We start from the raw sequence: 20,040 nt of genomic DNA on the forward strand, positions 1-20,040 counted from the left end.
TTAGCCTTGCGAGGCGCGGATCGCCTCGGTCAGATTGGCCAGGTCGCGGCGGATCTCGTCGAGGCTGTCCTGCCGTCCGGCGGCGATTTCCTCAAGGATCTGCAGCATCTGAGTGTCGATGTTGCGCAGATGCTGGCGGCTGTCGGAATCAAGCGCGCCGCCACCTTCCTCGGCACTGGTTTCCAGAAGGTGCGCGATACGCTCCTGCCCGGCGACGATGCGTTCCAGCGCTTCGTTCGAATGGCCGCCGCTACCCGGTGCCTCGTTCATTTGCTGGGCAAGCGCCATGACCGCATCCGTCAGACGGTTGATCTTGGCGTCAGTCTCGATGCGCTTTTCCTCAGCCTGCATCGCGACCTTGTAAAAGCTCTGCATCTGCTCGCCGCCAGCAGCCGTCCCCGCTGCCCCGCGACCGGCGCCGTCATCGAAGAAAGCGACCTTGGTGATGGAGGACAGCCATTCCTCAAGCTCGGAATAGAACCGGTTCTGGCCATGGCCCGCGAACAGTTCCAGGAGCCCGACCACTAGTGATCCCGCCAGCCCAAGCAGTGACGACGCAAAGGCCGTGCCCATGCCGCCCAGCTGATCCTCAAGCCCGTTCATTAGATTGTCGAACACCTCCAAAGCATCCTGCCCTTCCTGCGGGGCGAGGGAGCGGATGGTGTCAACAACGGCTGGAACCGTGGTGGCGAGGCCATAGAATGTGCCCAGAAGACCAAGGAAAATCAGCAGGTTGACGATATATCGCGTGATGTCTCGCGCCTCGTCCAGCCGCGTAGCTGTGGAATCGAGGATCGACCGTGTAGAGGTTGACGTCAGCGAATTCCGCGCCTCGGCATCGGACAAAAGTGCTGCCAATGGGGCCAGCAGGCGCGGGGCTGCTGTGAATTCGTGCCCCGGACGATCCAGTGCGAAGCCTTCGATCCAGCCCACCGAAGAGATCAGCGTCAGCACCTGCCAGAAACAGGCCACGACCCCGACAAAGAACACCGCAACGATGAAACCGTTCAGATAAGGATTGGCCAAAAAGATCGACGACACCGCCGGATAGGCCAGATAGCTGCCGACCAAAGCCAAGGCCAGGATCAGGACCATGATCAGAATTTGGCGAATAGGCTGGGAAAACTGCGGCTCTTGTTCGCGATCCATTAACATTGGTACTGTCCGATCCTCAGTGCACGCGGGCCTTGTTTTGCGGTCACCTTACGCGTTGCATTCGTGCAATCCAACTGTGAAATTCGGCACGCGTTTTTCATGTTGTACCCTTGATCTTGTTGCAACAATCGCTCCGGATGCCCATATTTTGGGCAACAGCTACAATGCAAGAGGTTTTCGATATGTTAGAGCAATTCGCTATTCCGGCAGGCGCCGCCTTAGTTTTCGCGCTTATTCTTGTCTATATGATGGTCAAATCCGTTCCTCAGGGTGAGGAATGGACGGTTGAGCGGTTTGGGCGCTATACCCGCACGCTAAAGCCGGGGCTGAACTTTCTGATCCCGATCTTTGATAAGGTCGGTGCCCGGATCAACATGATGGAAACCGTTCTGGATATCGACAGTCAGGAAGTGATCACCAAGGACAACGCCATGGTGGTTGCCGATGCGGTTGCGTTCTATCAGGTCGTGGATGCGGCCCGCGCCGCCTACGAGGTGCGTAATCTGGAGCGTGCCCTGTCTAACCTCTCGCAGACCAACATCCGTGCGGTGATAGGCTCTATGGACCTTGATGAAAGTCTGTCGAACCGGGACGTCATCAACTCCCGTCTGCTGCATGTGATCGACGATGCTTCGAACCCATGGGGTGTGAAGGTAACACGTGTAGAGATCAAGGACCTGGCACCGCCAAAAGACATCACCGAAGCGATGGGCCGCCAGATGAAGGCCGAGCGTGACCGGCGTGCCGAAATTCTGATGGCCGAAGGACAGAAGCAATCAGCCATTCTGAAAGCGGAAGGTGAGCGCGAGGCGCAAATTCGCGAAGCTGAGGGGCGGCGCGAAGCTGCGTTCCTGGATGCCGAAGCGCGCGAACGTGCGGCCAAGGCTGAAGCTGAGGCGACGCGGATGGTCTCTGAGGCGATTGCGGCGGGTGATGTTCAGGCGGTGAACTACTTTGTCGCCCAGAAATACACCGATGCGCTAAGGGATGTTGCGGCCTCACCAAATGCAAAAACCGTGATGATCCCGCTGGAGGCGTCAAATCTGATCGGCTCCATTCAGGGGATCAGCGAACTGAGCAAGGCGGTGAAAGGCGGAGCGTAACTTATGGATTTCCCGATGTTCGACTTCCTCGAAGGCGTTTCCCCGTGGTGGTGGGTTGCTACCGGTTTGCTTCTTGGCGCGACCGAGATGGCGACCATGTCGTTCTTCCTGATCTGGTGGGGACTGGCCGCGCTGATCATGGGGGCGCTGTTGGCATTGTTCCCGTCGATGCCGGGTGAAGTCCAGATCATGGCCTTTGCTGCGCTGGCCGTGGGGTTGACCTTTTTAGGCCGATCCATGGTGCGCAATTTCGGTGATGGAGAACCGGAAACGACGTTGAACAGTCGCTCCGCCAACATGATCGGGCGCAGCGCGAAAGTGATTCGTTTTGACCACGGGGATGGTGTGGTTGAGATCGGCGGCGAACAGTGGAAGGCCCGGGCCGACGCCACCGCGCTTGGCCTGACCCCGGGGGCAATGGTCCGGGTGGTTGGAGCCGATGGTATGACGCTGACGGTCGAAACGCCGCTGGCAGCGGGTTAAGCCCTTTTCCCGGCTGTATGTGAAGCAGGCGCGTTGTGATCCGTCGGCGCGGCTGATGTGTGGTTGATCTGCCGTCGTTAACCCTTTGGTCACCATGATCGCGCAAATTGGCGCGCGCATGGTCGGAGGGTTCGTTTGCTCAGATACATCATTGCGATTTGGCTGGCATGGGCCGGGTTTGGTTGGGGTGCGGCCATGGCCGACTGTCCTGCCTATCGCGTGCGCAGCGGCGATACCCTGCGGATCATAGCCGAGAAATTCTATGGCACGCGGGAGGCGTCGCGCCGAATCTATCGCGCCAATGCCCGAAAGATCGGTCCAAACCCGAACCTGATTAAGGTAGGGCAGGTGCTGTATATCCCCTGCAGCAAGCCCAAGGCGACTGCAGAGGCAAAAGCCGTAGCCCCCTCAGATATCGCAACATCCGCCGAAGTGCTGATCGCCGCATCCAGCGCCGGCGTGGTGTCACAAACTGACCAAACAGCGCCTGCGGACGTAGCGGAGGAAACTAACGATGTGTCAACCGCAGAAATGAACATAGCGGAGGAAGGCGCGCCCCATGGAACTGAGGGTCCCGCCAATACCGCTCGAACTGCAGTTGCGCTGGAAGATATTCCTCGCCTTACACCACCCGTGATGGCGGACCGGCTGCATCTGCTGACCGGTGGCCCGTTTCCGCCATTCGCGGGGCAGGATCTACCCCAAGGTGGTATGATAACTGAGTTGGTAGCGGCGGCCCTCAAAGCAGCGGATGCACCACCTGTCGAGATCGTTTTCGTGAATGACCGTGCTGCTCATCTTGATGGCATCATGCCGCGCGGTGGCTTTGCGCTGACATTTCCATGGACCATGCCGGATTGTGTGGATGTCGACCCGGTCCCAGAACTGTGTGGGCAGTATCTTGCATCGGACGGGATCTATGAGTTCGTGACCGAGTTCTATGCCCGCGCCGATTTGGCTTGGGCGGAAATTCTGGTGCCTGAGGCGATGGCTGGGGCACGTGTCTGCCGACCGGTTGGCTATCCGGTGGATGACCTGATTGCACTGGGTTTGCTGCCAGACAAGGTCGAGGTGATCTGGGGCAGGAATGCGATGGACTGTATCGGCATGATCGACCGGAAGGAGGCTGATATCGCTTCGATGGATGCAGCAGTGACCCGGGCACTGGTCGACCGGATCAGCGTGGAGAATCCGATTCTCGTGCTGGAACCGCTGACCCGTATCCAGAAATTACGGGTACTGGCCCTGAGAGGAAACCCACGCAGCGCTGATCATATCAGGCTGCTGAATGCTGGCCTGGCGCAGATTGCAGAAAATGGCCGGTGGTTCGAGATCGTCAGCAGGCATTTGCACGACGAAGGAAGCTGAGCGCCTTGTAGGGTGGGTGAAACCCACCCGCCAACCAGCGTGTCGTGGTGGGTTTCACCCACCCTACAGCGTGCACCCCGGCAAGGTCGCAACCTCAGAGTCCAGCTGGTCAAGTTCCGGGTCGTCAATGCCGAGGGCCCGCAAGCTTTCCACCGTACGAACAAGGTAATCCCGGTTGCTGCCTGCGGGTCCTTTGGCGCGCGCGATGATCCGGGCTTGCGTGCTGATATCCAGCCTGCCCTGATACTGCATATGCGCGCGGTCGATGACATAGGTGATCGCCTGAACCTGCCGACCATCGGTAAGCGCCAGAGTGACCTCTTGTTCCAGATAGGCCGAAGAGACAAGCTCCCGCTCGCGCAGATAGGTCAGCACCGTTTCGGCCTGCCCAGACCCAACGCGATAGCCAACACCCTCACAAACCATACCACCCTGCGCATCCAGCGCCAGAACCAGCCCGGGGGCTTCTGGCGTACCGCGATAGACCACAGATGACATGCAGAATGACCGGCGATATCCTGCCAGCCGCGCCCGGACCGTTTCCGCCGGATCAAAGCCGGGATTCCAGATCAGCGAGCCATAAGCAAACACCCAGAAGTCACCCGTTTCACCCACCTGTTTCTCCATATTCCATTCATCAGATTGCTGACCTTCCCTCTCTGCCGCAAAGCGTATAGAGACGAAAGTCAAATCCTTGGGTGGGGTCCCTGCATGCGCAAGCTCTTTTATGCGATTCTTTTGGCAGCTTTGGCCTATTCCGGCTATTGGCTGGCGGGCTCCACCGCGCAAAAAGCGGCCCTTCAGGGCTGGCTTGATCAGCAGGCCGCGCGAGGGTGGGTGGCTGAGGCCGAGGATATCTCGGTCACCGGGTACCCCAATCGCTTTGATGCCATTGTCAGCACACTAGAACTGGCCGACCCCAGCTGGGGTTGGGCCTGGTCGGCGCCGGAATTCCAGGTTCTGGCCCTCAGCTACAAGCCCAATCACATTATCGCCGTATGGCCGCCGCAACAGCGCATCACAACCGACTACGAAACCATCGAGGTTACCTCAGATCTGATGCGCGGTTCTGTCCGGTTTGCCGCAAACACCGGACTGGCGCTGCAGGAAACCCGGATCGAACTCAAGAATGTCGAGATCGCCTCGACCCTGAATTACACCGGCGGGGTAAAGGATGGCCTGCTGGCGATCCGGCGTTTGCCCAAAGAGGACGACACACACCCGTATGAGATCGTATTCGACACAAAGGAATACCGGCTTGCGGAACCCATAAAACAGGCGCTGGATCCAGCCAATGCTCTGCCACCTGCGCTGGAAGTCATGAATATCCGGGCGATCCCGGTTTTCGACGGTGTCTGGGACCGCGCCGCTATTGAGGGGCGCAAGCCGCAACTAACGCAGCTGCGTATTCCCAAGCTACAGTTCACCTGGGGGCGGTTGGATCTGACGCTGGAAGGCACGCTGGATGTTGATGCGGATGGGTTTGCCATGGGGCGCATGACCCTTGAGGCCAAAAACTGGGAAGAGATTGTCGATCTGTCCGAGCGCGCCTATTGGATCACGCCAAAACTGGCGGCGTCCCTGAAGACGGGCCTTGCCGTTGTCGCGCAGGCCAGCGGCGATCCGAATACGTTGAATGTTCCGCTTACCTTTCAGGACGGCGAAATGCGGCTTGGCCCGGTACCGCTGGGCCGCGCGCCGGTACTGCGTCAGTGGCAGTAAGGGCCCGTGCGGTAGTCTGCCACATCAAAATGAAAGTGATCGTTGTGGTGCCGGTCCGAGCCTGGCCCAAGCACGGTGCCAAACGGTCCACAGGCGATCTTGCGCAGGCGCTGCATCAGCGGTGCATAGGTGCCCTTGCGATAGCCCGTCTTGACGGAAACCTGCTTGCCATTGGCCAGTGTAATGGCTGAGATATCAATCGCGTTGCCCTTGGCATGTTCCGAAAGCCGCGCGCCGCGGCGATGGTTGCGGGTGCGGCAGGCATAGCTGGCGGCAACCTTAACCTCAGTAATACGGGTCTTATACTCGCGCGCCAGCGGCCGGGCGCCGTCCACCAACCATGTGCGCAACGCTGTTACCGCCCGGCAATTCACACGCGCCGGTGTTGACAGGCGGGTTGCGCCGACAGCATAGACTTTTACCGGATCGGATACGCCGCAGCCTTTGCCTGATCCACCATTGATATCGTCTATTTCAACGCCGAGAACATCCTCAAACCCGCAAATGGGCGCGGCATCTGTCGGCAGATCCATGTCCCGCGCCAGCTGTTCATAGTCCGGCTGGCTGCCACAGCCGCTGGCCGTGAAAACAAGCAGAATGGCAAGGCGGTGCATCTTAGTCCTCGTCAGTGTGGCGGCCAAAGTCAGGCGCGGCGGTGTCTTGCCCGGCATCAATAATGCCGCGTCGTATAGCTCGGGTGCGGGTAAAATAGTCAAACAATTGATCCCCGTCACCTGTACGGATGGCGCGCTGCAGGGCGAACAATTCTTCCGTGAACCGGCCGAGGATCTCCAGCGTCGCTTGCTTGTTGTTCAAAAACACGTCGCGCCACATGGTCGGGTCCGAGGCCGCGATGCGGGTGAAGTCACGAAACCCAGCGGCGGAGTAATTGATCACCTCGTTCTGGGTCACGCGCGACAGATCATCCGCAACACCGACCATCGTATAGGCGATCAGATGCGGGGCGTGGCTGGTCACGGCAAGCACCAGATCGTGATGTGCGGCGTCCATTTCATCCGTTTTACTGCCTAAGGCCTGCCAGAACGCGACTAGGTCGGATTTCGCATTCGGATCAGTGCCTTCGATGGGCGTAAGCAGGCACCAGCGGTTGTCAAACAGGCTGGCAAACCCTGCGGCAGGCCCGGAATGCTCGGTTCCGGCCAGTGGGTGTGAGGGGATGAAATGCACACCGTCGGGCAAATGGGGGGTGACATCAGCGATGATCTGCGCTTTGACCGAGCCGACATCCGTCACCGTAACCCCCGGCTGCAGAACCGGTGCGATTTCTGCTGCGACCCGCCCCATCGCCCCGACCGGAACGCACAGGATGACCAGATCTGCGCCTTTCGCGGCCTCTGCATTGCTGGCGTATATGCTGTCGCACAGGCCAAGATCCTCGGCGGTTTTCCGCGTGGCTTCGGTGCGCTCCGCCCCTGTTAAGCGCCCCTGAAAGCCAGTACGCCGCAGCGCGTGGCTGATAGAGGAGGACAGCAGGCCAAGCCCGATCAGGGCGATATGGTTATAGGCGATGGTCATGCTTGCCCCAGAAATTCGCTGATCAGGCCGATCACGCGGCGGCAGGCAACCTCATCGCCAATCGTGATGCGCAGATATTCCGGCAGGCCATAGCCATCGACTTTGCGCACGATAAAGCCGTTGGCGCGCAGATGGGTGTCACAGCCGGAGGCGGCCTTTGGGCTGCTAAAGCGTGGCAGGACAAAATTTGCGTAGCTGGCATCTGTCGGCAGACCCAGCGCATTCAGTTCCGATACCATCCAGTCGCGCCAATGCGCGTTCGCCGCGCGGCAGGTCCGGACATAATCAATATCGCGTATCGCGGCCTCGGCAGCGGCCAGACCGGCGGCGCTGACATTGAAGGGGCCGCGCACACGATTAAGCACATCAATGACATGCTCAGGCCCATAGGCCCAGCCGACCCGCAACCCGCCCAGCCCGAAAATTTTCGAGAAGGTCCTGGTCATGACCACATTTTTCCGCGTCTGAGCCAACGCAGCCCCCCCGTCATGATCATCGAGATATTCGACATAGGCACCGTCAAGGACCAGCAGGCAGGTATCCGGCACATGATCTGCCAGTCGGGTGACCTCGGCGTCGGGGATCATCGTGCCGGTTGGGTTGTTGGGATTGGCCAGAAACACCAGTTTGGTGCACGCAGTCACCGCAGCCAGCAGCGCATCGACACTGGCGGTGCGATCCGTCTCGGGCGCGGTCACGGGCGTTGCACCGGCAGCGCGGGCCGAGATCGGGTACATCGCAAACCCATGCGCGGAATAAAGTACCTCGTCGCCGGGTCCGGCATAGGCGCTGCACAAAAGCGCGATCAGTTCATCCGATCCAGCCCCGCAAACGATCCGGGCGGGGTCAAGGCCATGGACCTCGGCAATGGCTGCGCGCAACTCCGCATGATCGGGAGAGGGGTACAGTGCCAGACTGTCGGCGCAGTCTTTGAAGGCGGCGATCGCACACGGCGATGGTCCGGCCGGGTTCTCGTTCGAACTCAGCTTGGTGATCTGGTTTGCGCCCTCTGCCTTGCTTGCACCGGCGACATAGGCCGCGATGTCAAGAATGCCGGTCTGTGGCTGCGGCCTGGATTGGGTCATGCGTTCCACCCATTTGGTTTCGGGTTGGTTTAGCGAATGTGCCAAGGCGGTGCCACGGGAAACTTGTCAATGCGCTGAAACCTGCATCGGGTCCAGAATGGTCCGCCCGCCATCGACGGCGATGATCTGGCCGGTGACAAAGCTTGCTGCGTCCGACGCCAGAAAAACCGCAATCTCTGCTGCTTCGTCGCCATCGCCGATGCGGCCCAGCGGGGTAACGCTGGTCAGTCGGTCCTGCAATTGTGGCTGCTCTGCGATTGCGTCGCGCAGGCTGCTGCTCATGACCGAGCCGAGGGCAACCTCGTTCACGCGGGTGCCATAGGGGGCAAACGCCACCGCCATAGAGCGGGTCATCTGATCCAGCGCGGCAGAGGCCACCGAAAAAGCCATCAGCTCGGGCAGGGTGCGCTGCGCTGCAATCGAGCCGATATTGACCACGGCCCGCAGCCCGGGCGTATCGTCATCCTCACGCAATTGGTTCATCCGCTTTACCACCTGCTGGGTCAGGCGGAGCGGGGTCATAACATTGCTTTCCAGCAGTTCGCTAAGGGCTGTGTTGTCCACATCAAGCGGGTCCGATGGCTGCATGTCCCGGCTGGCATTGATCAACACATCGATCCGGTCAAACGCGTCAATCGTGGCCGAGATCAGGTTTGCCACTGTAAGCTTTTGTGAAAGGTCGCCGTCATAGCTGCGCACATCAGCACCGGTTTCGGCCAGTGCCTCGCGTTCGGCTGTCAATGCGGTCTCGTCTCGGGCGGTCATCATCACCTTGGCTCCGGCTCGGGCGGCAGCGCGGGCAACGGCCAGACCGACGCCGTGGGCGGCGCCGGTGACAATGACGGATTGACCTTCAAGTCGGGCTGTCATGGGATGACCTCCTGCGGATCAGACGGGTTTGGGGCCGCTGGCCATGATGACCTTGTAACGCGGGTTGGCCGCAACCTCTGCGCGTTTGCGGAAATGCAGATCGAACGCGGCTTCATAGGGCAGTTGGCGATTGGCAACGAACAGTGCGGTGCCCTTCGGGGCCAGCAGGCGCGCGGCGGTCGCAATAAAGGCGGTGCCAAGGGTCGGCTCTGCCGCGCGGCTTTGATGGAACGGCGGGTTAGAGATGATCAGATCGTAATGCGGGTCGGGCGCGGGCAGGGCGGCGACATCGGCCCAGTGAAACCGCGCACGCCGGTCGGTGACGTTTTTCCGGGCGGCATTCAGTGCAATCTGTTCCGCCTCGAACAAATCCAGGGTTTCGATATTGGGCGCAGCCTGCAACAGCAGCGCGGCAGAGGCCCCCCAACCCGCACCCAGATCAGCCGCCCGGCCTTTGAGCCCAGCGCCAAATTGTTTGGCCAGCAGGCGCGTTCCGGGGTCAATTGCGTCAGGGCTGAACATGCCCGGTGCGGTCAGAAATCCATCTGCATTGGATCGCAGGGCATTCGCATCGCGCCAGTCGTCTAGAATGCCGGGCAGGGTGTCGGGGCGTTGCAGCCAGATCACCTTGCCATGGGCTTTCGACAATGTGCCGGCCACATCGACATGTATCCGCAGGCCTTTCAGCAGGCTGTCGATCCCGTCGGTTTTCTGCCCGTCAATGATCAGCCAGCCGCCCGGGGCCAGCCGCGTCAGTGCCTCGGCGATCAGAGCTTCGGTCTGGCGGCGGTGGCGGGTGACAAACAGAAGGACCAGCGGGACGGGACCGCCCGCTTGATCTGCAGGGTGCTTTGTCAGCGCGTCGTGATCCGGCTTGAACCCAGTTTCTACCAACACATTCGGCAGCGCTGACAGATCATGCGTGCACGTCGGACGCAGCGCCAGCACCGGCGCGTCTGGATCAAACGGGATGTCACCCTGTTCAATCGGCATGAGGAAACGACCGGGCAGGATCGGACTACTCTTTTTCCATGGTGCACTGCAGCGGGTGCTGGTTGCGCCGGGCCATATCCATCACCTGCGTTACCTTGGTCTCGGCAATTTCAAAGGAAAACACCCCCACAACCGCCACGCCCTTGCGGTGAACCGTCAGCATGATGTCGCTGGCTTGCTGGTGGTTCAGGTGAAACACCCGTTCCAGCACATGCACCACAAATTCCATCGGCGTATAGTCATCATTCAGAAGCAACACCTTGTAAAGCGGTGGCTTCTGCGTCTTGGGCCTGGTCTTGGTGACAACCCCGACCTCGCCCTCGTCGTCATCCTTAGGCGGATCGGCCATCATCTTCAGATCTTGTATGGTCACGAAAATGCTTGCCTGCGTCGCTGCGAGTCAGGTCGCCAATATATCGTTCTGATCATATGAGAAAAGGGGGCGATTGCCCCCTTTTCCAAACTTCCCGAAAAAAATCGGGGCCAGAACCGCTTAGGCTCAGGCTTTATAGGCCTTCATGCTTTCGCCAACAGCGTTAAAACGCTCGGTCAGCGGCGTGAAGATTTCTTTGGCCGATGCGGCATAGATTTCATTCATCTTTGTCGCCTGGCTCATGAACGAGTCAAAGAAGGTCTGCGCGAAAGCAGCCTGCTTTTCCATCAGTTCGGTCACGGTCTTGGCTGATGCCAGGTCCTGAGTGGCGGCAACGCCGTCTTCGAAGGCTTTCTTGGTGAAAGCGGAAACTTCGGAGCCGATGCCTTCAGCGGCTTTGGCAGCGATTTCGGACGACTTCATCATCGCGTCCATGTTTTCCTGACCCAAAGCGGTCATGTCTTCGAAACCTTTGGACATCTTTTCCATACCTTCGGTGACGGTTTTCTGTGCTTCGGTGGCGAATTCCTCAACGGAGGCTTTCGCGGTATTGGTGCGTTTGGTAGCCATTTTGCGTTTCCTCGCGATGCGCGTTTTAATTGTATTCTGGCATTTGATATAGGAAGTATGTTGCACTGCGTCAATAGGTTTTTGTGCGCTGCACAAATTAAATTTGTAACCCCTCTGCAACGCCTGAACTTCTGCCAGTGAGTCTTTGAAACTTAAAGGTTTTCTGGGCGGGTACTTTGTGCTACCAAGAATATATAACAATAAGGGGACCGAAAAATCGGCCCCATGAGGCAGATATAAATCGGCGGAGCAACCGATGTTCATACAGGCAATGCGTGGTCTATTGACCGCGATACTTCTCAGCATGTTGGGGTCAACACTGGTCGCAGCACCATATGCGGCGTTGGTGATGGATGCGCGCACCGGCAAGGTGCTGCATCAGGATAGTGCAGACACCAAGCTGCATCCGGCATCCTTGACCAAGATGATGACTCTTTATCTGGTCTTCACCGAGGTTCGGGCCGGTCGGCTGAAACTTGATCAGAAAATAACGATCTCACGGAAAGCCGCTTCACAACCGCCGTCGCGGCTGGGGCTGAAGCCGGGGCAGAAAATCGCACTGCGGTATCTGATCCGCGCGACTGCGGTAAAATCCGCAAATGACGCAGCGATGGCGTTGGCCGAGGCTGTTTCGGGCAGTCAGTCAGCCTTTGCCAAGCGGATGACAGAAACCGCCCGAGCGATGGGAATGTCGCGCACGACCTTCAAGAACCCACATGGTTTGACCCAGTCGGGTCATATGTCTACTGCGCGCGATATGGCCGTGCTTGGGCGGCGGCTGTTCTATGATTTCCCGGAATACTACAATATCTTCGCGCGTCGCTCGACCAATGCTCAGGTCAAGACGGTCCACAATACCAACCGACGCCTTTTGCAGGCTTATGAGGGCGCAGATGGCATTAAGACAGGGTATACCCGTGCAGCCGGCTATAACCTTGTTGCGTCTGCCCGGCGTGGTCAGGAGCGGGTGATCGTCTCGGTCTTTGGTGGGCGCAGTTCGGCCTGGCGGAACGAACGTGTTGGGGAACTGATGGATCTGGGGTTCCGCAAGGCGCCAACCTATGCCCAGGTGCGCAAGCCCACACGGCTGGTTTTGGCAGCCCCGGGCAGCAAGATCACTGTTGCACAGGCGCCGAAGCGTGCGGAGCAGCTAAAAACCTCCACCCGTCCGGTGGTGCGCAACTTCTCAACAACCGTGGATGAAGAGGCTCTGCTGGTCGCCATGGCCGTCGGTGAGGCGCTGAGCGAGGCCAGCACCAAAGCGGTGCCGCAGGACCCCGCAGGGCGCAAGTTGCCGCAGGTTGATGCGGCCGCCACGCAGGCCCGTCTGTCCGATCCGGTGGACTTTGCCGTGTTCCGGCCCCAACCAAGGCCGTCCGATCTTCGTGTGGTGCGCACTGCAGCGGCAGAGACCAAACCTGCACCGGCAGTCACGCGGAAACGCGCAGGCAACTGGGTCGTGCAGTTGGGCGGGACACATAACCGTTCGGACGCTGAACGGCTGCTGTTGACCACTGCGTTGCAGGAAATGGAGGCACTGGAAGGTTCCAGCCGTCGTTTGGCACCAACCTCGACCAGAGGGCGCTATCTGGCTCAATTTGTTGGCCTGCCCAAACCAATGGCCGAGAAGGCCTGCGCTCGATTGGCCGCCCGCCAGACCGCCTGTCAGGTGGTTGCAATCGGTGGATAAAAAGATGGCCCGGGCTGATCGCTCGGGCCGCTTTTTAGAACATCAATTTAAACCTGGCCTGTAGGGTGCGCGAAGCTACACAGCTTGTATCGCCCGGCGGCCCGAGTTCAGATTGCCAGCTCTACCCCCGGCAATTTCAACGCTTTCATCAGATCACGCAGTTCCTGCCGGGCGGCGATATTGGACATAGTCATGCGATGATCCTTGCGTGCGGCCAGATCCAGCAGGGTCAGCCCATCCAGATAGAGCTCGCGAAAGATCACCCTTTCCCGAAAGCCGGGGACCAGACGAAAGCCGATCCGCTTGGCCAGCTCCGCCAAAGCGCTGCCAACCCGTCGCTTGTTATGCGCATCCAGCGAGGCCATCCGGTTGCGCAAGACCACCCAGTCCACCGGCAACAGCCCGGCAGAGGCGCGCAGCCGCCGCGCGTCCCAAACCATCTGTGCATAGATGGAGGGCCCGGCAATCTTGCCGGTCTCGGGGTCCAGCCGGGCCAGCAGACCCAGATCGACCAAACTGTCATTCATGGGGGTGATCAGCGTATCCGCCGCAGCATGTGCCATCTGGGCATAGCGGGTGTGGGACCCGGGGCAGTCAATGACGATAAAACTGCAGGTTTTGTCGAGGTCTGCCAAAGCGCCGGCGAACCGCGCCTCCTCCTCCGCCTGCGCCTCGGTCAGCGAGTCGTTGCCCGAGACAGCCAGTTCAGCACCTTGGGGCAGGGGCAGTTTGGTGCCGGTGCGCTCGACAAAGGCATGACGGTTGCGCACATGGCCCATCAGGCTTTGCTGGCGGAGATCCAGGTCAATAACGCCCACCTGCTGACCGGAATGCAGCAGGGCAGTAATCACATGCATGGCCGTGGTCGACTTGCCGGTGCCGCCCTTTTCGTTGCCCAATACGATAATGTGCGCCATATCGCCCTTCGCAGAAAAAAGGCGCGGCCCACAATGGACCGCGCCGGAATTCCGATAGCGGATGAAGCCGGTCTTTAGAAGCCCAGACCTTCGTATTTCTTTTTGAACTTGGACACGCGGCCACCGGTGTCCATCAGGCGCTGCGACCCGCCGGTCCAGGCCGGGTGCGCGCTGGGATCAATGTCCAGCGTCAGCGTGTCGCCTTCCGCCCCATAGGTGGAGCGCATCTGAACGGTGCTGCCATCGGTCATTTTGACCTCGATGACATGGTAGTCAGGGTGAATGTCTTTTCTCATCGGTTCTCTGGTCCTTTTGTCCGACTGAACATCCTGCGGCTGCATTGCGCACCGGTAGGAAGACGCCGGATCGGTCACGGGATGCGGGCAGATAGCAGGCAAAGCGCGTTGGGGCAAGCCCCAATCACCGCTTGTTTGGGTCGTAAACCGTCGTTGATGATCCACTCTGCCTTTGGGCCCGCAATTCGCGGAGCGACTGTTTCTGTTCCTCAACGTCAAAAACGGGTCTGGCCTCTACTTCGCGATTGGCGGCGATTTCCTCGCGCACCTTTACGAAGGCCAGCGCCATACCGCAGGTGGGAATGCACCATGCGAAGTAGAACAACATTAGCACGGTAAGGCCCACGCCAAGAACAAGGCCACCAGTCGATGATGTTGCAATCCGCTCAAAAATTTCGGTCGCGTAGAGGCCCGAGATAAAAGCGGGTGCGAGCACGCCGATCCCTGAAAGAATGAATTGCGGGACAAAGTAGCGGCCAAAGCCGGTGATAAGGTCGACGTTTGGACTTATCTCTGAGGTGTTGGCTGCAACAGCAGCCATAGGTGCGCCGAAAAGTGATGTCACGATGATCGCGCCAAGGGTCAGCACAACCTGAAACATCAGATAGGTGGCAGGGCTGGCTGCAATCACCCTAGGATCGACAGCCGAAGCCCCTTCCTGCATCAGGGTGTAGGCTTCAGGCGCGGTTGCGGGCAAAGAGAAGCGATAAAGAAACAGATATGTCGCCATGCCGATAACAACGATGATTATCAGCTGCGCCAAAAAGTGAACGAACATAAGCTTTATGACGCCCTTGGCTGTACCATCTGCATTTGCAGGTGTGGTCGCCTTAAGCGCATAAAGGCCACCGCGCAGAAGCATCAGATAGAGGTAGGTCCAGCCAAATGTCAGCATGAAGAATGTGATTATGTATATGACAACCATATTGCTGGTGCTGACGTAAAGCGCGCCAAACAGAAAGATCGTAAAGATAAGAAGCGGAAGAAAGCGCAGATAGACGCCCAGTGACATACCGATCGCGCGGCTGATGAAGGAAACATATGACATGAGGCGCTACCCTATTGCTGACTGCGGCAACACGATGGCAATAATTGCAGAATCCGGCAAGTAGCATCAGAATATTTCCATTCGACTGCTGCACCGCAACGATAATACACACGGACGGATCAGGAGCGCTTAACAAAGCGCAAATCCGGTGTTGACACCCCCGCCACCTGCGCATAGGTTCCGCCCGCTCTAGGAGGGGTTGAGTCTCTCCTGAAAACATAGCCTTCACTGGCAGTCATGACTCAAGGGAATGCCCTTCAGTCCTCTGGAATTTCGCTGCGCCGGTCCGGTTCGGATCGCCCGCGGCATTTTTGGCGTTTTGTGTGCCTTATGGTGTGCAGGGGGCCGCTGAAACGAAACGGTATGAGACGGAGACGGTCCGAATGCCAACGATCCAACAGCTGATCCGCAAACCGCGGCAGCCCAAAGTTAAGCGCTCTAAGTCGCTACACCTGGAAGGCTGCCCGCAGAAGCGTGGCGTCTGTACACGTGTCTATACAACGACACCGAAGAAACCCAACTCGGCCATGCGGAAGGTTGCCAAAGTGCGCCTGACCAACGGCTACGAGGTGATCAGCTACATTCCCGGTGAAAGCCACAACCTTCAGGAACACTCGGTGGTTCTGATCCGTGGCGGCCGTGTGAAAGATCTTCCCGGTGTCCGCTATCACATCCTGCGCGGTGTGTTGGACACCCAGGGCGTCAAAGACCGCAAGCAGCGCCGTTCGAAATACGGCGCCAAGCGTCCTAAGTAAGGAGACAGTTAGATGTCACGACGTCATCGCGCCGAAAAACGTGAGGTCCTGCCCGACGCCAAGTACGGCGATCTGGTTCTGACCAAGTTCATGAACAACCTGATGTTCGACGGCAAGAAATCTGCTGCGGAGCGCATCGTCTACGGCGCGCTCGGCCGGGTCGAAGACAAGTTGAAGAAAGAGCCGGTGGAAGTGTTCCATGAGGCGCTCGACAACATCAAGCCGTCGGTCGAGGTTCGCTCCCGCCGGGTTGGTGGTGCAACCTACCAGGTTCCGGTTGAGGTGCGCCCTGAGCGCCGTGAGGCTCTGGCGATCCGCTGGCTGATCACCGCCAGCCGCGCGCGCAACGAAAACACGATGGAAGAGCGCCTGGCAGGCGAATTGATGGATGCTGTCAATTCCCGCGGCTCTGCCGTCAAGAAACGTGAAGACACCCATAAGATGGCCGACGCGAACAAAGCGTTCAGCCATTACCGTTGGTAACCCTGATTTAGGACCAGACCCATGGCACGCGACTATCCTCTCGATCGCTACCGCAACTTCGGTATCATGGCGCATATTGATGCGGGTAAAACCACCTGCACTGAGCGTATCCTCTATTACACCGGCAAATCGCACAAAATTGGCGAAGTGCATGATGGCGCTGCGACCATGGATTGGATGGAGCAGGAGCAGGAACGCGGGATCACCATTACATCTGCTGCGACGACCACTTTCTGGGAGCGCACAGAGGATGGCGCTGACGCGCAGACCGAAAAGCACCGCTTTAACATCATCGACACCCCGGGCCACGTTGACTTTACCATCGAAGTTGAACGTTCGCTGGCGGTTCTGGATGGCGCGGTTGCCGTTCTGGACGCCAACGCCGGTGTTGAGCCGCAGACCGAGACTGTTTGGCGTCAGGCCGACCGTTACAAGGTTCCGCGGATCGTGTTCGTCAACAAGATGGACAAGATCGGTGCCGATTTCGACAACTGTGTGCACATGATCAAGGACCGGACCGGCGCCACGCCAGCCCCAGTTCAGTTCCCCATCGGGGCAGAGGATCAGCTGGAAGGTCTTGTTGACCTGATCACCATGGAAGAGTGGACCTGGAAGGGTGAAGACCTCGGTGCCAGCTGGACCCGTCAGGAAATCCGTGACGATCTGAAAGACAAGGCCGAAACCATGCGTGCCGAATTGGTCGAGCTTGCCGTCGAGCAGGACGACGACGCGATGGAGGCCTATCTGGAAGGCAACGAGCCGGATGTCGACACCCTGCGTAAGCTGATCCGCAAGGGCACATTGTCCATGACATTCGTGCCGGTTCTGTGTGGGTCTGCCTTCAAAAACAAAGGTGTACAGCCGCTTTTGAACGCCGTAATCGACTATCTGCCCAGCCCGCTGGACGTGGTTGACTACATGGGCTTCCGCCCGGGCGATGAGGCCGAAGAACGTAACGTTGCCCGCCGCGCGGAAGACAACATGCCGTTCTCGGGCCTGGCCTTTAAGATCATGAACGACCCGTTTGTTGGCTCTCTGACCTTCACCCGGATCTACTCCGGTGTGATTAAAAAGGGTGACGGCGTCATTAACACAACTAAAGGCAAGCGGGAGCGCATCGGTCGTATGATGATGATGCACTCCAACAACCGCGAAGAGATCGACGAGGCATTTGCCGGCGACATCATCGCGCTTGCCGGTCTGAAGGATACCACAACCGGGGACACCCTGTCGGATGCCCAGGATCAGGTGGTTCTGGAAACCATGACCTTCCCCGATCCTGTGATCGAGAAGGCGGTTGAGCCTAAGACCAAGGGTGACCAGGAAAAAATGGCCATGGCGCTGCAGCGTCTGGCGGCCGAAGATCCATCTTTCCAGGTTCAGACCGATCTTGAAAGCGGTCAGACCATCATGAAGGGCATGGGCGAACTTCACCTCGATATTCTGATCGACCGTATGCGTCGCGAGTTCAAGGTTGAGTGTAACGTTGGTGCGCCACAGGTGGCCTATCGTGAGACCATCAGCCACGAGGTCGAGCATACCTACACCCACAAGAAACAGTCGGGTGGGTCCGGTCAGTTCGCTGAGGTTAAGCTGATCATCACGCCGACCGAAGCAGGCGAAGGCTATTCCTTCGAAAGCCGTATCGTTGGTGGTGCGGTTCCCAAGGAATACATCCCTGGTGTTGAAAAGGGCATCAACTCGGTCATGGATAGCGGCCCGCTGGCTGGATTCCCTGTGATCGACTTCAAGGTGGCCCTGATCGACGGCAAGTTCCATGACGTTGACTCCAGCGTTCTGGCCTTTGAAATCGCGGCACGTGCCGGGATGCGCGAAGGCATGAAGAAAGCCGGTGCGAAACTTCTGGAACCGATCATGAAGGTCGAGGTTGTGACGCCGGAAGAGTATACCGGTGGCATCATTGGTGATCTGACCTCCCGTCGTGGGCAGGTTCAGGGCCAGGATACCCGCGGCAACGCGATCGCAATCGACGCCTTTGTGCCGCTGGCCAACATGTTCGGCTATATCGACACATTGCGGTCGATGTCCCAGGGTCGCGCGAACTTTACCATGCAGTTCGACCACTATGAACCGGTACCGCAGAACATCAGCGACGAAATTCAGGCGAAGTTTTCGGCATAAGGATGGGTATGATGAATAAACGCTCCCTTCTTTTTGCCGTTGCTGCGGTACTTCTGTCTGCCTGTGCCGGTGGTGCTCCTAAGAAGGCCGCACTTAGTCCAGAGCAGGCGGCAACTCTGTCAGTTGTCGATGCCACCGTCGATGTTTCGGCGATGGGACCCAATACTGAAGGACGTGCGGTGTCGGCAGCGACGGTAAAGCGCGAGCTTGAAAGTAAAGCCTATTTGCTTAAGCACCGCGGTGGCCCGCGGGCAACCCGAGCGATTGTGCGGATAGAGAACGTAAACGTCATCAACGCGGCGCAGTCGCTGCTGATCGGTGGTGAAAGCGTTATGCGCGGTACGGTTTCGCTTGTGGATGCGCGCACAGGCGCAGTCATTGTGCCGCCTGTGAAGCTTTCGTCGGGCGGCGGCGGTTATGTTGCCGGCGGCATTTTCGGCGCGGCCTCGATGGAGGATCGCGGGACCGAAGTGAGGCAGATGGCGACTAAATTCATGCAGCGTGCTCGGCTGGCTTTGACCGGTCCTGCACCGCAATAACGTAACACCTGAAAGGATAGAGACCATGGCAAAGGAAAAGTTTGAGCGGTCAAAGCCGCATTGCAACATCGGCACGATTGGTCACGTTGACCACGGGAAGACGACGCTGACGGCGGCGATCACGAAGCAGTTTGGCGAGTTTCAGGCCTATGACGAGATTGACGGCGCGCCTGAGGAAAAGGCCCGCGGGATCACCATCTCGACCGCGCATGTTGAGTATGAGACCGACGCGCGTCACTACGCCCATGTCGACTGCCCGGGCCACGCCGATTATGTGAAAAACATGATCACCGGTGCGGCGCAGATGGACGGCGCGATCCTGGTTGTGAACGCAGCTGACGGCCCGATGCCTCAGACACGTGAGCACATCCTTCTGGGCCGCCAGGTTGGCATCCCGGCCATGGTCGTGTTCCTGAACAAGGTTGACCAGGTCGATGATGAGGAACTGCTTGAGCTGGTCGAAATGGAAGTGCGTGAGCTTCTGTCCGAATACGACTATCCGGGCGACGATATCCCGATCATCGCAGGCTCGGCTCTGGCTGCTCTGGAAGACCGCGACGACAATATCGGCAAAGAGAAAATCGCCGAGTTGATGGCCGCTGTGGACGAGTACATCCCGCAGCCCGAGCGTGCGGTTGACCAGCCGTTCCTGATGCCGATCGAGGACGTGTTCTCGATTTCTGGCCGCGGAACCGTTGTGACCGGCCGTGTTGAGCGCGGTGTGATCAACGTCAATGACGAGATCGAAATCGTCGGCATCAAAGACACGCAGAAAACCGTCTGTACCGGTGTTGAGATGTTCCGCAAGCTGCTGGATCGCGGCGAAGCCGGCGACAATATCGGCGCGCTGCTGCGTGGTGTTGACCGGGATCAGGTTGAGCGCGGCCAGGTGCTGTGTAAGCCGGGTTCTGT

The 20,040-nt window shown here is 58.8% G+C and carries 22 protein-coding genes; 10 read left to right on the forward strand and 12 right to left on the reverse strand.

The window, feature by feature from the left end; translation table 11 throughout:
• Complete coding sequence (locus ACW9UQ_RS02410) at positions 1–1,149, reverse strand: biopolymer transporter ExbB (RefSeq protein WP_458929418.1); 1,149 nt, start codon at positions 1,147–1,149, stop codon at positions 1–3.
• 188 nt (positions 1,150–1,337) lie between these two features.
• Between ACW9UQ_RS02410 and ACW9UQ_RS02415 the strand changes: the two genes are divergently transcribed.
• The 3 genes from ACW9UQ_RS02415 to ACW9UQ_RS02425 all read left to right on the forward strand — a co-directional run bounded on the left by ACW9UQ_RS02415 (position 1,338) and on the right by ACW9UQ_RS02425 (position 4,109).
• Positions 1,338–2,258 (forward strand): SPFH domain-containing protein, encoded by a 921-nt coding sequence (locus tag ACW9UQ_RS02415; RefSeq protein ID WP_458929398.1) that lies wholly within the window; start codon positions 1,338–1,340, stop codon positions 2,256–2,258.
• Positions 2,259–2,261: 3 nt separating this feature from the next.
• Positions 2,262–2,741 (forward strand): NfeD family protein, encoded by a 480-nt coding sequence (locus tag ACW9UQ_RS02420; RefSeq protein WP_458929399.1) that lies wholly within the window; start codon positions 2,262–2,264, stop codon positions 2,739–2,741.
• Between the two features lie 135 nt (positions 2,742–2,876).
• A complete protein-coding gene (locus ACW9UQ_RS02425) occupies positions 2,877–4,109 on the forward strand; it encodes a LysM peptidoglycan-binding domain-containing protein (protein WP_458929400.1) in 1,233 nt (410 codons plus the stop codon).
• 63 nt (positions 4,110–4,172) lie between these two features.
• Here ACW9UQ_RS02425 and ACW9UQ_RS02430 read toward each other — a convergent pair whose 3' ends face one another.
• On the reverse strand, positions 4,173–4,724 hold the full coding sequence (locus ACW9UQ_RS02430; protein WP_458929401.1) for a gamma-glutamylcyclotransferase: 552 nt from the start codon (positions 4,722–4,724) through the stop codon (positions 4,173–4,175).
• A 96-nt stretch (positions 4,725–4,820) separates the two neighbouring features.
• Here ACW9UQ_RS02430 and ACW9UQ_RS02435 point away from each other — a divergent pair, with 96 nt between their 5' ends.
• Positions 4,821–5,831, forward strand: coding sequence for a DUF2125 domain-containing protein (locus ACW9UQ_RS02435; RefSeq protein WP_458929402.1), 1,011 nt, complete (start codon positions 4,821–4,823; stop codon positions 5,829–5,831).
• Here ACW9UQ_RS02435 and ACW9UQ_RS02440 read toward each other — a convergent pair.
• The 7 genes from ACW9UQ_RS02440 to ACW9UQ_RS02470 all read right to left on the reverse strand — a co-directional run bounded on the left by ACW9UQ_RS02440 (position 5,819) and on the right by ACW9UQ_RS02470 (position 11,522).
• Positions 5,819–6,445, reverse strand: coding sequence for an extensin-like domain-containing protein (locus tag ACW9UQ_RS02440; protein WP_458929403.1), 627 nt, complete (start codon positions 6,443–6,445; stop codon positions 5,819–5,821). The two genes, ACW9UQ_RS02435 and ACW9UQ_RS02440, sit on opposite strands and share 13 nt — an antisense overlap.
• Position 6,446: 1 nt before the next feature.
• Complete coding sequence (locus tag ACW9UQ_RS02445; protein WP_458929404.1) at positions 6,447–7,367, reverse strand: prephenate/arogenate dehydrogenase family protein; 921 nt, start codon at positions 7,365–7,367, stop codon at positions 6,447–6,449.
• Positions 7,364–8,452, reverse strand: a complete 1,089-nt coding sequence (hisC, locus tag ACW9UQ_RS02450; protein WP_458929405.1) for a histidinol-phosphate transaminase — start codon at positions 8,450–8,452, stop codon at positions 7,364–7,366. Before hisC ends, ACW9UQ_RS02445 begins: the two co-directional genes overlap by 4 nt.
• A gap of 66 nt (positions 8,453–8,518) precedes the next feature.
• Positions 8,519–9,322 (reverse strand): SDR family NAD(P)-dependent oxidoreductase, encoded by an 804-nt coding sequence (locus tag ACW9UQ_RS02455; protein WP_458929406.1) that lies wholly within the window; start codon positions 9,320–9,322, stop codon positions 8,519–8,521.
• Positions 9,323–9,340: 18 nt separating this feature from the next.
• The gene (locus ACW9UQ_RS02460) at positions 9,341–10,315 is read right to left on the reverse strand and encodes a class I SAM-dependent methyltransferase (protein WP_458929407.1); all 975 of its coding nucleotides are present in this window, start codon (positions 10,313–10,315) and stop codon (positions 9,341–9,343) included.
• Between the two features lie 25 nt (positions 10,316–10,340).
• Positions 10,341–10,667: an ATP-dependent Clp protease adapter ClpS gene (gene clpS, locus ACW9UQ_RS02465; protein WP_458929419.1), complete on the reverse strand. Its 327-nt coding sequence runs from the start codon at positions 10,665–10,667 to the stop codon at positions 10,341–10,343.
• Between the two features lie 147 nt (positions 10,668–10,814).
• Complete coding sequence (locus ACW9UQ_RS02470) at positions 10,815–11,522, reverse strand: phasin family protein (RefSeq protein WP_458929408.1); 708 nt, start codon at positions 11,520–11,522, stop codon at positions 10,815–10,817.
• Between ACW9UQ_RS02470 and ACW9UQ_RS02475 the strand changes: the two genes are divergently transcribed.
• On the forward strand, positions 11,515–12,948 hold the full coding sequence (locus tag ACW9UQ_RS02475; protein ID WP_458929409.1) for a D-alanyl-D-alanine carboxypeptidase family protein: 1,434 nt from the start codon (positions 11,515–11,517) through the stop codon (positions 12,946–12,948). The two genes, ACW9UQ_RS02470 and ACW9UQ_RS02475, sit on opposite strands and share 8 nt — an antisense overlap.
• Before the next feature lie 107 nt (positions 12,949–13,055).
• Here the strand turns inward: ACW9UQ_RS02475 and ACW9UQ_RS02480 are convergent, their stop codons facing one another.
• The 3 genes from ACW9UQ_RS02480 to ACW9UQ_RS02490 form a co-directional block, all read right to left on the reverse strand.
• Positions 13,056–13,865: a division plane positioning ATPase MipZ gene (locus ACW9UQ_RS02480; protein ID WP_458929410.1), complete on the reverse strand. Its 810-nt coding sequence runs from the start codon at positions 13,863–13,865 to the stop codon at positions 13,056–13,058.
• 74 nt (positions 13,866–13,939) lie between these two features.
• The gene (rpmE, locus tag ACW9UQ_RS02485; protein WP_458929411.1) at positions 13,940–14,161 is read right to left on the reverse strand and encodes a 50S ribosomal protein L31; all 222 of its coding nucleotides are present in this window, start codon (positions 14,159–14,161) and stop codon (positions 13,940–13,942) included.
• A 124-nt stretch (positions 14,162–14,285) separates the two neighbouring features.
• Positions 14,286–15,209: a hypothetical protein gene (locus ACW9UQ_RS02490; RefSeq protein ID WP_458929412.1), complete on the reverse strand. Its 924-nt coding sequence runs from the start codon at positions 15,207–15,209 to the stop codon at positions 14,286–14,288.
• Positions 15,210–15,592: 383 nt separating this feature from the next.
• Here ACW9UQ_RS02490 and rpsL point away from each other — a divergent pair, with 383 nt between their 5' ends.
• The 5 genes from rpsL to tuf all read left to right on the forward strand — a co-directional run.
• Positions 15,593–15,964, forward strand: a complete 372-nt coding sequence (gene rpsL / locus ACW9UQ_RS02495; RefSeq protein ID WP_036175706.1) for a 30S ribosomal protein S12 — start codon at positions 15,593–15,595, stop codon at positions 15,962–15,964.
• Positions 15,965–15,976: 12 nt separating this feature from the next.
• A complete protein-coding gene (rpsG, locus tag ACW9UQ_RS02500) occupies positions 15,977–16,447 on the forward strand; it encodes a 30S ribosomal protein S7 (protein ID WP_458929413.1) in 471 nt (156 codons plus the stop codon).
• 21 nt (positions 16,448–16,468) lie between these two features.
• Entirely contained in the window at positions 16,469–18,589 is a 2,121-nt protein-coding gene (gene fusA, locus ACW9UQ_RS02505; RefSeq protein ID WP_458929414.1) for an elongation factor G, read from the forward strand.
• 11 nt (positions 18,590–18,600) lie between these two features.
• Complete coding sequence (locus ACW9UQ_RS02510; RefSeq protein WP_458929415.1) at positions 18,601–19,128, forward strand: hypothetical protein; 528 nt, start codon at positions 18,601–18,603, stop codon at positions 19,126–19,128.
• A gap of 25 nt (positions 19,129–19,153) precedes the next feature.
• Positions 19,154–20,040 (forward strand): elongation factor Tu (gene tuf, locus ACW9UQ_RS02515; protein ID WP_458929416.1); only part of this gene is annotated, 887 nt, incomplete at its 3' end.

The organism is Halovulum sp. GXIMD14793, assembly GCF_054457435.1.

Excerpts from the sequence above, each read along its gene's own strand:
- rpsL (WP_036175706.1), top strand. The coding sequence starts at position 15,593 with ATGCCAACGATCCAACAGCTGATCCGCAAACCGCGGCAGCCCAAAGTT.
- ACW9UQ_RS02490 (WP_458929412.1), bottom strand. The coding sequence starts at position 15,209 with ATGTCATATGTTTCCTTCATCAGCCGCGCGATCGGTATGTCACTGGGC.
- ACW9UQ_RS02435 (WP_458929402.1), top strand. The coding sequence starts at position 4,821 with ATGCGCAAGCTCTTTTATGCGATTCTTTTGGCAGCTTTGGCCTATTCC.
- rpsG (WP_458929413.1), top strand. The coding sequence starts at position 15,977 with ATGTCACGACGTCATCGCGCCGAAAAACGTGAGGTCCTGCCCGACGCC.
- ACW9UQ_RS02455 (WP_458929406.1), bottom strand. The coding sequence starts at position 9,322 with ATGACAGCCCGACTTGAAGGTCAATCCGTCATTGTCACCGGCGCCGCC.
- ACW9UQ_RS02480 (WP_458929410.1), bottom strand. The coding sequence starts at position 13,865 with ATGGCGCACATTATCGTATTGGGCAACGAAAAGGGCGGCACCGGCAAG.
- ACW9UQ_RS02420 (WP_458929399.1), top strand. The coding sequence starts at position 2,262 with ATGGATTTCCCGATGTTCGACTTCCTCGAAGGCGTTTCCCCGTGGTGG.
- ACW9UQ_RS02475 (WP_458929409.1), top strand. The coding sequence starts at position 11,515 with ATGTTCATACAGGCAATGCGTGGTCTATTGACCGCGATACTTCTCAGC.
- hisC (WP_458929405.1), bottom strand. The coding sequence starts at position 8,452 with ATGACCCAATCCAGGCCGCAGCCACAGACCGGCATTCTTGACATCGCG.
- fusA (WP_458929414.1), top strand. The coding sequence starts at position 16,469 with ATGGCACGCGACTATCCTCTCGATCGCTACCGCAACTTCGGTATCATG.
- ACW9UQ_RS02440 (WP_458929403.1), bottom strand. The coding sequence starts at position 6,445 with ATGCACCGCCTTGCCATTCTGCTTGTTTTCACGGCCAGCGGCTGTGGC.
- rpmE (WP_458929411.1), bottom strand. The coding sequence starts at position 14,161 with ATGAGAAAAGACATTCACCCTGACTACCATGTCATCGAGGTCAAAATG.
- ACW9UQ_RS02415 (WP_458929398.1), top strand. The coding sequence starts at position 1,338 with ATGTTAGAGCAATTCGCTATTCCGGCAGGCGCCGCCTTAGTTTTCGCG.
- ACW9UQ_RS02470 (WP_458929408.1), bottom strand. The coding sequence starts at position 11,522 with ATGAACATCGGTTGCTCCGCCGATTTATATCTGCCTCATGGGGCCGAT.
- clpS (WP_458929419.1), bottom strand. The coding sequence starts at position 10,667 with ATGATGGCCGATCCGCCTAAGGATGACGACGAGGGCGAGGTCGGGGTT.
- ACW9UQ_RS02410 (WP_458929418.1), bottom strand. The coding sequence starts at position 1,149 with ATGGATCGCGAACAAGAGCCGCAGTTTTCCCAGCCTATTCGCCAAATT.
- ACW9UQ_RS02460 (WP_458929407.1), bottom strand. The coding sequence starts at position 10,315 with ATGCCGATTGAACAGGGTGACATCCCGTTTGATCCAGACGCGCCGGTG.
- ACW9UQ_RS02510 (WP_458929415.1), top strand. The coding sequence starts at position 18,601 with ATGAATAAACGCTCCCTTCTTTTTGCCGTTGCTGCGGTACTTCTGTCT.
- ACW9UQ_RS02445 (WP_458929404.1), bottom strand. The coding sequence starts at position 7,367 with ATGACCATCGCCTATAACCATATCGCCCTGATCGGGCTTGGCCTGCTG.